We start from the raw sequence: 12,685 nt of genomic DNA on the forward strand, positions 1-12,685 counted from the left end.
GCGGTTCGGGATAAAGAGGGGATGGAAGTGAGGCGGCGCTAACGGCCGACCACGACAGTGGCGACGTCGTCGATCGTCATGGTGCCGGTGCCAGTCCCGTTGATATACAGCGCGTACTGCGTGACGGTGGTGAGGTCGAGGTCGATCTGTGGCGCCCACGACGGGGATGCGAAGTCAGTGAAGGGAATGGTGAATGTTTGAGATCCGTTCGTTGGCGGCGTTATCGACGCCTCCCAATAGGCGCCGTTCGCGACGAATTGAACCGAGAGTGAATTGCTCACATCGGCATTCACGTTAAGCGTCAGACCGGAGTACCCCCACCAGTTTTGCGCGGTGCCAAAAGTGTTCACGGTGCCGGCATAGCCGGCGGTGCCGAGGTCATAATCGAACCGAGCCGCCTGGCTACCATTCGCATCCTGAGCGGTGAGCGAAGGCGTGATAGCGCCGCCGCCGGTGTTGCGGACGTAGGCGGCCTGCAGGTCGGCATCGGCGGCATAACCGTCGAAGTCGTCTACAACGATAGGTTCAGAGGGACGGGCAGCAGTGGAGAAGCCGCGTCGCTCCGAGGTGGTCGAACCGATGCCATTCACCGCCGTTACCTGCCAGGAGTAGGAAGTTTCCGGGTCAAGTTCGAGAGCCGGGCGATAGCCCGTGGCGATTAGGCCGGTTGCGGAGATAACGAGCGTTCCGGGATCGTTCGTTTTCCACAGTTCGAACCGGTAGTAGGCGGCAGAGACGGCGGTTTCCCAGGAAAAAGTCGGCGTGGCGGGGACTGATACCGCACCCGTTTCGGGAGCTCCAAGTTCGACTGCGCCGGGCGCAGTCAGTGGTGCCGCATTTGGGGAAAATAGACTGATCGAGCCGATCTGGGGGGTCCAAATCTCGCCGGGCAACTGGGGCCAGGACACTCGGAGGTGGTTGATGCCGGTCAAGCCGTCGACACTGTACGTATACGGCTTCCAGTTCCCTTCACCGGCGCGCGTCTGCGTTTGGAGAGTTGTCCAGTTGGCCCCATCGGCAGACCCCTCGACAGTGAGAGGGGTGATGGCCTGGTCGGGCCAATACCACGCGTCGATGTCGGCGCCACTGATGTCATCGAACGCCCAGGACAGGCTTGCCGGATCGGCGCTGTCGCGTTTCACGCGAGATGCGTCGCCTCCGAACGCCGAAGGGTTGCTGCTGTCGAACGAGAGGTTGCTGCTGTGTTGCTCAGTTTTCGAGAAGTCATTCAGGGGGTCGAAGAGTGCGACAGTCTCGACTGCGCTGGTGATGGTGGCGCGTTCGACTCTGCCGTTGCCTCGCCAGCTAAGGCGGAGCGCGCTTCCGGAGAGGCCGTCGGCTTCTACGAAGCTGTGTCCACCACGCACAATGGTCTCGGTCGGTACCACTGTCCAACTCGTTCCATCGACGCTCGTCGACACGACGGCGGATTTCGGGTCGGTGACTTGGAACTTCGCCCGAGTGAGGCCTTCGCTCTGCCACGTGATATTGGCGGTGCCGCCTTTTGTTCCCGCGGCGACGCCGCCGGCAGGGGTGGCGAGTATGTCGGCTCCTTCGTGGGCTGAGGTGAGTAACCAGCTCTCGAGCGGGTCGACGAGGACATCTCCTTCGTCGGGTGCCGTGACGGCATCGGAGGCACTCCGGCGACGGTCATCGGCGTCGACTGGGACTACCCGGTAAGCGGCGCCGTCCGGTGTTTCGTAATCCGTGACGGGGGACGCTGAGGCGGACACCGCCGTGTCAGTCACGTCGACCCACTTGCTCCCGTCGGTCGACCGCTGCACGATGTACTCGGCAGCGCCCGCAGTCCCGCGCCAGGCGACAACGTTGATGCCGTAGTTCTGAGTGATCGCGGTGATCAGAGGAGTGCCGAGTTTAAGGTGTCCCGGCTTGCTCCCTGTCGCGGCGCTGTAGCGCTGGATGGCGTCAACGTTCTCCTTCGCGCGCTCCGAATCTCCTGGGTAGTGAAGGGTGAACCCGTCGTCGTGCTGGACCTGGGCACCGCGATCGTTGTTACCGAAGAGCGACCAAAAGAACATTCCCGAGACGTTCGGATCGGCGGCCGCGGCGTCCATGAGTTCCGCGGTCGCGGCCGTGGAGGCGTACTCGCCCGCGATATACACCTTGTCGGCGGCAGCTACAACGGCGGCGTCTGCGGAGACACGTTCGGCAGTTGGAGGGTAGTAGTGCACATCGACGATGTCGAGGTCGGGGGCTGCAAGGGTGTCCGGGTCGATGTCGAAGCGGCGGCCCGCTGCTACGAGCTGTTGCGGCGCCTGATGTTTGATGTGGGCGACCTGGGTATTGATCCAATCGAGAGTCATGCCCTCGAGTTCGTTGCCGAGCTCCCAGGCCATGATCGTCGGGTCATCGACGTAACGGGTACCGGTGATCGAGTTCGTGTGCGCGAGGATGTAGTCGACGTAGTCCTGATACGCGGTGATCGCGGACGGGTCGCTGTAAAACTGGTCTGCGTCGAGCCCGAGCGGCGTCGTGAAGTCGCGGTGGCCGCCGTGGTAATACTCCCACTCGTCGGTCAGAGGTAATACGAGGCGGATGCCCAGCGTTCCGGCGTAGGCGACGGCGAAGTCGATGGTGCGGAAAGCTTGTTCGTTGTACTGACCGAGTGCAGGCATGAGGGCCAGCGGATCTGCATTGTCCTGACTGGTGGAAGTAGCCATGTGGGAACGCACGACGGTGATGCCCATCTCAGCGGCGGTATCCAGCGCATCCTTGATGCGGAAAAATGTCGGATAGTTGACTCCACCGACGTTTTCATCGAGACCCAGCCAGTAGATGTTGGTTCCGCTGGCGCGGAATTGCTCGCCATTAAGCATAAGAGAGCTGCCATCGCGCTGCACGAAGTCGGTGTTTTCGTTCTTCCAGTCGGAATTTTGCGCGCTGGCACCCGCAGGGGAGCCTGCGACCAGGGATGCGGCCGTGATGGCAACGAGAGCGAGTCCTGCCACGGATGAGCGAGGGTGCTGCCGCGGTGATGCGGACGGGTGGGGGGCACGTTTCATTCTTGCCAGGGCTCCTTCGACCGGGGACGTGTCTTCTTGCCGAGCGACCCTGCGGGTGCGGGATCCTGTGACGCCACCTCATCGTTGCCGATGTCTAACCCCACTGTCAAGCACATACATAAATTATTTATGTAAGAATTGATGAGTGGATATCCGCTGGCTGGAGGCCGATAGCTTAGGTCGTTATAACAGGGAGCGGAGCCCCGGTCGACTCGCGCGTGATGATCACCACCGGGGGGCTGGCAATCGATTGGGCCGATGCCAAGACAATCTCCGCGAGAATCCCCTGACCGGTCAGCATCCCAATCACCTGGACATCATGCGACACAGCCGACAGCGGCGGTTCGCTCAATTGGCACTGAGCAGAGTCGTCCCATGCAAGCAACGAGAAACCTCCGGGAACCGAAATTCCCAGCTCCCGCGCTGCATCGAGCGCCCCGAGCGCCATCAGATCATTGTCGAGGATCGCGGCAGTCGGTTGTTCCCGATGTGCGCACAGCGTCCTCATGCAACGTTCACCCGATACACGGGAGTAATCCCCATTTTGCGCGACCGGCTCGATACCGAGGCGCTCGCACTCCCGAAGGAAAACGTCGCGCCGGATCCTGGTATGCAGCAGCGTGTCTGGGCCGCCGACGTGAGCGATCCGGGTATGGCCGAGTCTGGCAAGATATTCGACAGCATCACGCATGGCTATGTCGTCGTTTGTCCACACGGCTCGGAAGCCCGAAGCTGCGCTGGGTGGGCCTACGACAATCGCAGGCAGACCCAGCGAGCGGACCAGCTGCGGACGCGGGTCATCAATGGCGAGGTCGACGAGGATGACGCCGCTGACTTCGCCGTCGGCGCTCCAGCGGCGGTAGGTCGCAACCTCCGCAGTGGAATTTGGCAGCACATTCAAGAGGACCGAATACCCAGCTGGGCGCACAACCTGTTCTATTCCGGCGATGAACTCATGGAAGTACGGCTCCGCACCCATGATTTCCGTCGCCCGTACCAGGGCGAGGCCGATCGGGCGCAGCGGGGGGTGGTCAGTCACGGGGGCCTTCTTTCGGTAAGACAGCTCCAGCGTAGATGCCTACGGCCCCTCTGCCATCGCATTCGGCGGGACGGTGGGGCACCGATCCCAATTGAACTCGCCAGTGCGCCTGTGGCTTTACCGTACGCTAGCGAGCAGACCGAGAGGAGTAACAGTGGCCCGTCCTGAAGCGACTCCGGCGGCTCCGGGCAGTCGTGCCCTGGTCGTCGACCTCATCCGTTCCTCCGGTCCGATTAGCCGCGTTGAACTGACCGCGGCGACCGGGCTAACGCAGCCGGCGATCTCCATGATCGTGCGCAAATTACTTACCGATGGAATAGTCCGATTGACCGGATCCACCGCAACTGGGGGCAAGCCGCGGCAGATGCTCGAGATTAATGCCCGCGCCCGCATCGGAGTCGGTATTCAACTCGCTTTCGAAGCGATCACCCTCGTTGCTACGGACACTTCTGGCGGCGTCATCGCACGTCACCAGATTGACGGTGCGGCACTGGCCCCGCCCGAGAAAGTCACCCGCCGCATAGTTCAAGGGTACGTGGACTTCGTGCGTGGGAGCGGGCTCGATCAAACCACGATCGCCGGTGTCGCTATCGTCGCCCCGGGACCGATCGACCAGAAAGCTGGACGTATACTGGGCCCGCCAACCCTCCAGCATTGGCGAGACTTTCCGCTACGCGAGGAAATCGGCTCGGGGGTCGGCGTACCGCTACTCGTCGACAACGACGCCGCTGCTGCCGGGATAGGCGAGTTTTGGAGCCGAGGTGTTTCGCGGCACGAGACTTTCGGCAGCATTTACATCGGCTCGGGAATCGGTGCCGGGGTCGTGCTCGACGGTGCGCTGTACCGAGGTGCCAGCTCCAACGCGGCCGAGATCGGTCACGTCACGGTCGTTCCCGGCGGCCGCGAGTGTTTCTGCGGCAATTTCGGCTGCCTTGAACGCTACGCCGCCCCATCGGCCGTGCTGAGTGAAGCGTCGGCGAATAAGCGGGCGTTCGACGACCTCGACCTCACCTTCGAGGTCGAACGGAACGCTCGCGACTTCGACGTCCTAGGACTCGCCGCGATTAACGGACACGCTGCAGCCCGTACGCTCATACAACGATCCGCGGTGTATCTGGCCGAGGGCGCCGTAACACTGGCTAACTTATTCGACCTCGATGCCCTGATCTTGACGGGGCCCGGCGTCGCCATTGCCGGATCCATGTACACGCGAGCGATTAGAACCCGGCTCGAGTCGCAACGATTCGCCCGCAGCACACACCCCATCAGCGTTGAGCTCTCAGCAAACCCGCGTGACGCAGCCGCCATCGGCGCGTCGTCTCTCGTCCTACAAAGCACCCTTTCGCCTGGCCACGGACCAGTCCTACATCGATCCGCCCGCGATCGTGGCTGACAGCTCAACGTCGCAGGTCCACACGCCCGACGGTATCCTTCGAGGTCGTGTGGTCAATACCCCAGATGGCATAGCGACCGCATTCCTCGGAATCCCGTACCGTGTCGCGACGGAACGATTTCGGGCCGGCCGCGCTGTCAAACCGTGGAAAGGAATCCGTAACGCCATCGAGGCCGGACCGGCATCTCCTCAGCAAGAAGACGACTCCGGAACACTGATCATGTGCGAGCGCGACTGCCTGAACCTGAACGTTTGGACCGCAGATCCGTCAGCGAACAATCTGCCCGTCCTCGTCTGGATACACGGCGGCCTACACGTCGCTGGGTCCAATGCCGAACCACTTCGCGACGGCGCACGGCTTGCTGCTTTTGGCCGAATAGTCGTCGTATCGATCAACTACCGTCTTGGCGCCCTCGGATATCTCACCCTTGACCACCTCCTCGGATCCGACTACCACCAATCTGGCAACCTGGCACTGGTCGATATCATCTCCGCCCTTGAGTGGGTGCGCGACGCCATCGCCAACTTCGGCGGAGATCCCCTGAACGTCACCGTCGCCGGTCAATCAGCGGGGGCGACCATGGTCGCCACCCTTCTCGCGTCACCGAATGCAGAAAGGCTGATGCGCCGAGCAATCGTCCAGAGCGGAGATCCCGAGCGCGTCGGCTCTCGCGACCACGGAGAGGCCGTCACCGCCGAACTTCTCGAACTACTTCAACTCGGCGACGATCCCGCCGGATTGATTGACGTGCCGTGGCCAGCGATCATTGGGGCACAGCAACACCTGATGGCCCGGCATTCCGCCGGGCACCCCCAACCAACTCCGGTGTTCCGCCCCTCGATCGATGGGCGCCTGCTGCTCAGCACACCCGTGGCCTCAGTCGCCGCGGGTTCATCGTCGTCCATCGACCTGATCGTAGGAACCAACGTGAACGAGGCCAGCGGACTCGTGGACTTACTCGGACCGGACACTCACGCATCACGCGCACTTCTGGATACGTGCCTTAGTAGGCTGCTGCCCGAAGAAACGCAAGCGAAAGATTCCCTCAGCCGATTTGAGGCTTTCCGGGAAGCGTTCCGACGTGACGTTGGCCGCGAGGCAACACACGCCGAATTGCTCGAAGCCTGCCTGACAGAGACGGTATACCGGCAGCCTAGCCAGCGCCTTCTCGATGCACGCGCGAACGCGACCGGCTCAACTAGGTCCTATCTTTTTTCTTGGGAACAGCAGTGCACACCTTGGGTGCGACGGGCGGGACATTCCCTCGAGTTGCCGTTCCTATTCCGCCACATTGACGACTCGCAGCGCGCCCGAAGTGAGTTGGGGTCCAACGCCCCGCTCCCTTTACGCGACCGACTTAGCCAGAACTGGGTCGCCTTCGCGACCGCAGGCAACCTCGATGACGACTGGCCAGAATACGAGCCTGACCGTCGAATCACACTGATTCTCGACAATCCCACCCGGCTCGCAGAAGCTCCGCGTGACAACATTCGCCGACTGGTCGCCGCAGCGCGCGTGACCGAAGTACCCGGTCGAACGCGTCATTCATAAGTGGCAGGTGACGCATCGGCATTGTTCCCCTTCTTGTCGACCACCGCGATCTCGCATCCACTCGGTGTCGCGACTACGGAAGCAAGGAATGGGCAGTGTTCCATACCCACGCGCGAAACAGCATCGAATCGCTCAACTACCAGGTGAAGAGCGGCGGCACCGAAGACATCGAATCTGCCAGCCGCCGCCGCGTCCGCGGCTTTGGTGCCGCTCAAATCATCGTCACGATGCTGCTCACCAACTTCAACCTGCGCAAGATCGCGGCCTTTATGAGCGACAAGATCAAAGACGAGGCCAAGAAGCAGGTCAACGGTGAACCTCGCTTCGCCCCTCAGCGACGCCGCGATCGCGAATTCCACAACGCCTACACGGACACCTACCCGTCCGATGTAGAGCGACCCACTAAACCCAAACGATCAGACGGCGACGAGACCGGCGGACCACCGCGAAGAACCTAAACGGCCACATACGCCGCCACTACCGCCCAAGAGGGCACGCCTCCCCGCATTCCGAACAATCTGACGCGCCCCAAAACACAAAAAACCACCGGCGACACGGTCTCGGTCGACGAATCGCCAACACAACCCCACGAATACCCCGCTTAAACCAGAAATCGCCCCTGAGAATCCCCAGGAGCGATTTCTTTGTTCCGACCGGGCCGTTTCGTGAACAGTTTCGCGAACGGCCCTTTGGTCGTTGCCGAATGTCTCCGAAAACCCTCGGATTCCCTTGTGTTTGCAGGGAACCGGGGTTCGCTGCCTCCAATTGTACGTCATCGTTTTGGGTCATTTAGTGATGAATGTGATGGGTAAATGATGACCTTGTAAACCGCTTTGGCGGGCGTATGTCATTGCCGACGCTGACCGGCGCACCGCGCATCGCCTCGGCAGCCGCGTTGTAAACCCCGCCCACGCGCTCGTTGCCGGCCGAGCCGTTTCATGAAAGAAGCCCCGGTTCGCCGCCACTGGGGAGAACACCGAGCTCGGGCAACTCGTTATCTAAACTTGTCCTAGTACGAACGAAAGGAACCACCATGAGCATGGAAGGCGCGGCCTGGAGCTCGCTGCACAAGATCTCTACCGCCAGGGACAGCAAACGCGGCTTCTCCCGTGAGTCCGTGCGGCGGATCATGACGTTCGCGGTGCCCTACCGGTCTAAGCTGCTGATCTTCATCACCCTCTCCACCGTGGGAGCTTTCCTCGCGGTCGCGACGCCGGTACTCGCCGGCCAGGTGGTCGACGTCATCGTCGCCCAGGGCGCGGTCACCACGATTGTGTGGCTCGCCGTCGTCATCGCGCTCGTGGCGGTGGCCGACGCCGCCGTGTCACTCGTGACGCGCTGGTACTCGGCGCGGATCGGTGAAGGCGTGATCCTCGACCTCCGCACCGCCGTCTTCAACCACGTGCAGAAGATGCCGATCGCGTTCTTCACCCGCACACGAACGGGCGCCCTCGTGAGCCGCCTCAACAACGATGTGATCGGCGCTCAGCAGGCCTTCAGCGGCACGCTGTCCGGTGTGGTCACGAACGTCGTGGCGCTGATCCTCACCCTGGTCGTCATGCTCAGCACGTCCTGGCTCGTGACGGTTCTCGCCGTGATTATGCTCCCCATCTTCCTGGTACCCGCCCGCCGCATGGGAAGCCGCCTCGCCGCGCTCCGCCGCGAGGCCGCCGACCACAATTCCGCCATGAGCACGCAGATGACCGAGCGCTTCTCAGCGCCCGGCGCCACCCTCGTCAAGCTGTTCGGCCGGCCCGACGAGGAGGCCGAGGAGTTCCGCGTCCGCGCCGCCCGTGTCCGCGACATCGGGGTGCGCGCCGCAATGCTGCAGTTCGTCTTCTACACCGCACTGATGCTCGTCTCCGCTCTCGCCCTCGCGCTCGTGTACGGGCTCGGCGGCGCCCTCGCACTAGCCGGCCAGCTGAACACCGGTGACGTGGTCACCCTGGCGCTCCTCCTCACCCGCCTCTACGCGCCGCTCACCGGCCTCGCAAACGCACGGGTGGAGATCATGAGCGCGGTGGTCAGCTTCGAGCGCGTCTTCGAGGTGCTCGACCTTGACCCGCTCATCAAGGAGAAGCCCGACGCCGTCTCCGTGCCCGAAGGCCCGGTGTCCGTCGAGTTCGACAACGTGCGCTTCGCCTACCCGTCCGCGGACAAGGTATCTCTCGCGTCTCTCGAGGAGGTTTCCACATTGGACACCCGCGGCGGCGAGGAGGTGCTGCACGGCGTGTCCTTCAGGATCGAGCCGGGTCAGACCGTTGCCCTCGTTGGTTCGTCCGGTGCCGGCAAATCCACGATCGCGCAGCTCCTCTCGCGCCTGTACGACGTCGACAGCGGCGCCGTGCGCCTCGCGGGGACGGATATCCGCGACGTCACGTTCGCCTCCACGCGGCACACCCTGGGCATGGTGACGCAAGACGGCCACCTGTTCCACGAGACCATCCTCTCCAATCTGCGCCTCGCGAGGCCGGAAGCGTCCGACGATGAGGTGTGGGACGCCGTCCGCCGTGCGCGGCTGGAGCCGCTCATCCGGTCCCTGCCCGACCAGCTGAACACCATGGTGGGCGAGCGTGGCTACCGATTGTCCGGGGGTGAGCGCCAGCGGATGACCATCGCGAGGCTCCTGCTCGCCCAGCCGCGCGTCGTCATCCTCGACGAGGCGACGGCGGCGCTGGACTCGACGTCTGAGGCCGCCGTGCAGGCGGCGCTCAGCGAGGCGCTCAAGGGACGGACAGCGATGGTGATCGCACACCGACTCTCCACCATCCGCAGCGCGGACCTGATCCTCGTGGTTGAGGACGGCTCGATCGTGGAGCGCGGTACGCACGAGGAACTGCTGGCTGTGCGTGGGCGGTACGAGGAATTGCACCGGACCCAGTTCGCCGTGCAGAAGAATGTTGCGGCGGATGCGGAAGCGCTAAGCGGGATCTAGTCACTGAGCACTTCGCCACCATGCGGTCCGGCGCCTGAGCCGGACGACCGATGAGTCGGTGGCGCTGGTAATCACGGCCGCGTAACCGACTCCGGCCCGATGGCCTCACGTCAAGCGTGGGCGGAGCGCGACGTGAGTTGGCGAAGGGTGGCTTCGATGCCGGCGGCGTTCTGCCGAGGAAAGCCGAGCAGCTCGTAGACCTTTCCCTGAACGGCTGGGACGGTGCTGTAGTCAAACGTCTCAGTAACGCGCGTAGACGTGGGCGTGAGCGGCGTGAGTTCCCAGCGCCACCGGTGTCCCGCGGGGTGACGCCACTCTACAAGCCGACCGTCTTCGATGCGCGTCACCGTGCTGGTGATGCGATAGGGGACGCCGAACTGCTTCATCGCTACCGAGAATTTTGCGCCCTGGGTGAGCCGCCGCGGACCCGACACCGTACCGCCGACGGTGCCCGATCCGTCCAGCTCACCGTGACGGTGCGGATCAGCCACCAACGCGAAGACGTCTTCGGCCGAGGCCGGCACCTCAACAGTGCGCGCGACTTGGCGAGGCCCTTGCTCAACCTGTTCGACCGTCATACTGCTCAGCCTAGGTGGAGGCTGTCTCTTAGACGGTGTTTCCGGCCTGACGCGCTGCACGTGGGTCTTTTAGGAGCGGCGTCGATGCAACGAATTGCCGCTACGCGGGGTCGACAAGAGCGCCGTCATCCTCGTCGCTCCAAGACTCAACAAGCGTGATTCGCCCGCGCGAATCGCGAATCGAAAGCACGAGCGCAATGATCGCGGTCGCGATTCCGATAACGCCCAGGGGGTTCGCGATACCAATAGCGATATCCAACGCAGGCTGTGTGGGTCCGCTGATGATTGTCTGCAAACCGCGAGGTGTTGAATCTGGAAGCGTGAGCCCCAACAAGAGTCCGATAACGCCTGATACAAGAAAAAACACGTATGTTATCGCGCGAGTTTCGAACCCTCGACGTGCCGTGCGTCGTACCGCGAGCCCCGTGAACACCAGCAAGGCGGCAAAAATCACACCCAGCGTCGCCGCGTAGATGATGGTGAGGTCGCCACCGATCCCGAAGAGGTGGCGGCCGAAAGAGATCCACGCGGCCACCGCGATACCAGCAACCACGACCACGCCACCCATGTGCCCTGAGCGCGAGGCACTAGGCGTCGCGCGAACTCGAATTACGCTGTACGTCATCACGCGCTCTCAATCACTGTGCTCGTTACAACCGTAGCCATGGAAGTGCTTGCGCGTGCGCACCTCCACAGATGGACAAGCCCGCGAACCGCGAAATACGCGACGCTATCCGACAACACACCGCTGCGTGCTTTCTCTAGACGGAATCTGGCAAGATGCCGCAAGCCTGAGTTTCATCCTTTCCGTGCTCCGGTACCGCGATGATCTCGGCGTCAGCGGCGCGGCCGGCTTGCGCGCTCAGCAGTATTCTGAATGGCGCGGTTCAAGTCGACGATCAAACGCAGTGCGGGAGCCCCCTTGTTGTCCAGCAGCAATGTGTCCGAGCGGACCAACCCATTCAGAGCGACGAGGACATTCGCAATCGCCCGGGGTGATCCGCAGACCTGTCGGACGCACTCGGTGATGTCGTGCCCTTCATCGATGGTCCGAATCTTCTCGACTGTCTCCACGACAGTGCGGTCGACAATTCGCACGTGAAATGCCTCCGGTTTACGAGCCCGTCTGTCGTCGTGTGCCGCTTTGCGGCAGGCAGGTCCACAAAAGACGCGCGGTCGTCCGGTGATCGCGGCCGGCGGCAGCGCCGCGCCACACCGGACGCACTGGGTCGAGGTCATTCGTTGGATGTTGAATTTCTGCAGGTCGCTCACACGTTCGCGGTCGTCAATGGAGTGCCGTCGCGGGACTGAAACAGCAGCCCATCCAGGCCCAGGCTCCCGAATTTGGCGAGCCGCCGGCGCACGGCGTCGGCGGTGAATGTCGGCAGTGCCACAACACGCGTGGACTGCGCGGTTTTGGGATGGTTTTGCCGGAAGGTCAGTTCGCCGTTGCGACTGACGATGGTTCCGGCCAGACGAATGGAGGGCACGGCACTGGTGATGTCAATGTCCCGGCGTCGGATGGCGAGGACCTCACCGATCCGGGCCGAGGTTCCGAGCATCACCTCGATGATCGCGCCGAGCTGGCCATCGGGTTTGGGGCCAGAGATATGGTTGGCGGCGCTCTCCCATTGCGCGATCGCCGCGCGGATGACATTCACCTCTGGGGCGGTGAGGGCATTTGGCACGTGTGGCTCGCGGTGGAGGCGGGAGACATGGTCCATTGGGTTGCGGGGGAGTACCTCGTGCCGCACGGCCAGTTCCAATGCCAGCCGCAGCACGACCCGCGCCTGTTTCGCTCGGCTGTAAGAGAGCTTCGCGAGTTGCTTGATGAATTTGTCGCACCGGGCCACGCCGATCTCCCGCAGCGCCAAGTTGTCGAAGCTCGGTGAGACCAGGGTGCGCATGTTGCGCTCGTACACGTTGCGGGTGGTCCGGGAGATGCGATCCTCCAAGTCGATGTCGTCCAGCCAGTACGTCACCAGGTCTTTGAACAGGCTGTCGGGCGTCAGCGCCGTGTCGGCGGGTTGGAACAGGTCCCGGTCGGCGAGCTTGGCCTTCAACGCCCGCTCGGCGGCGTTGGCCGTGACACCGGTGGCTTGCACCAGGCGCGCGTGTCCCAGTCCCGGTAGCGGGTTCGCGCCGCGTACCTGCCGGTCGGTGTC

The 12,685-nt window shown here is 63.0% G+C and carries 10 protein-coding genes; 4 read left to right on the forward strand and 6 right to left on the reverse strand.

Translation table 11 applies throughout. The features are described from left to right. Window positions 1–38 precede the first annotated feature (38 nt). Both E3T39_RS07295 and E3T39_RS07300 read right to left on the reverse strand, forming a co-directional pair. Window positions 39–2,969, reverse strand: coding sequence for a carbohydrate binding domain-containing protein (locus tag E3T39_RS07295; protein WP_166784079.1), 2,931 nt, complete (start codon window positions 2,967–2,969; stop codon window positions 39–41). Window positions 2,970–3,198: 229 nt separating this feature from the next. Next, window positions 3,199–4,062: a LacI family DNA-binding transcriptional regulator gene (locus E3T39_RS07300; RefSeq protein WP_134514060.1), complete on the reverse strand. Its 864-nt coding sequence runs from the start codon at window positions 4,060–4,062 to the stop codon at window positions 3,199–3,201. A 154-nt stretch (window positions 4,063–4,216) separates the two neighbouring features. Here E3T39_RS07300 and E3T39_RS07305 point away from each other — a divergent pair, with 154 nt between their 5' ends. The 4 genes from E3T39_RS07305 (at window position 4,217) to E3T39_RS07320 (ending at window position 9,942) form a co-directional block, all read left to right on the forward strand. Then, window positions 4,217–5,455: an ROK family transcriptional regulator gene (locus tag E3T39_RS07305; protein WP_174845102.1), complete on the forward strand. Its 1,239-nt coding sequence runs from the start codon at window positions 4,217–4,219 to the stop codon at window positions 5,453–5,455. After that, window positions 5,355–7,007 carry a carboxylesterase/lipase family protein gene (locus E3T39_RS07310; RefSeq protein WP_166784080.1) on the forward strand — a complete coding sequence of 551 codons (1,653 nt, stop codon included), beginning with the start codon at window positions 5,355–5,357 and terminating at the stop codon, window positions 7,005–7,007. The genes E3T39_RS07305 and E3T39_RS07310 overlap by 101 nt, the downstream gene beginning before the upstream one ends. 95 nt (window positions 7,008–7,102) lie before the next feature. Further along, window positions 7,103–7,465 carry a hypothetical protein gene (locus E3T39_RS07315; RefSeq protein ID WP_134514062.1) on the forward strand — a complete coding sequence of 121 codons (363 nt, stop codon included), beginning with the start codon at window positions 7,103–7,105 and terminating at the stop codon, window positions 7,463–7,465. A 575-nt stretch (window positions 7,466–8,040) separates the two neighbouring features. Further along, the gene (locus E3T39_RS07320; RefSeq protein ID WP_134514063.1) at window positions 8,041–9,942 is read left to right on the forward strand and encodes an ABC transporter ATP-binding protein; all 1,902 of its coding nucleotides are present in this window, start codon (window positions 8,041–8,043) and stop codon (window positions 9,940–9,942) included. A 110-nt stretch (window positions 9,943–10,052) separates the two neighbouring features. On the opposite strand, the gene E3T39_RS07325 is transcribed toward E3T39_RS07320, so the two are convergent. The 4 genes from E3T39_RS07325 to E3T39_RS07340 all read right to left on the reverse strand — a co-directional run bounded on the left by E3T39_RS07325 (window position 10,053) and on the right by E3T39_RS07340 (window position 12,625). Beyond that, window positions 10,053–10,520: an SRPBCC family protein gene (locus E3T39_RS07325; protein WP_134514064.1), complete on the reverse strand. Its 468-nt coding sequence runs from the start codon at window positions 10,518–10,520 to the stop codon at window positions 10,053–10,055. Between the two features lie 100 nt (window positions 10,521–10,620). Continuing rightward, the gene (locus E3T39_RS07330) at window positions 10,621–11,088 is read right to left on the reverse strand and encodes a hypothetical protein (RefSeq protein WP_241979578.1); all 468 of its coding nucleotides are present in this window, start codon (window positions 11,086–11,088) and stop codon (window positions 10,621–10,623) included. A 269-nt stretch (window positions 11,089–11,357) separates the two neighbouring features. Continuing rightward, entirely contained in the window at window positions 11,358–11,792 is a 435-nt protein-coding gene (locus E3T39_RS07335; protein ID WP_134514066.1) for a hypothetical protein, read from the reverse strand. Then, window positions 11,789–12,625, reverse strand: coding sequence for a tyrosine-type recombinase/integrase (locus E3T39_RS07340; RefSeq protein ID WP_241979579.1), 837 nt, complete (start codon window positions 12,623–12,625; stop codon window positions 11,789–11,791). The genes E3T39_RS07335 and E3T39_RS07340 overlap by 4 nt, the downstream gene beginning before the upstream one ends. Window positions 12,626–12,685 lie beyond the last annotated feature (60 nt).

The organism is Cryobacterium suzukii (genome assembly GCF_004403185.1).
GTDB classification, from domain to species: Bacteria; Actinomycetota; Actinomycetes; order Actinomycetales; family Microbacteriaceae; genus Cryobacterium; species Cryobacterium suzukii.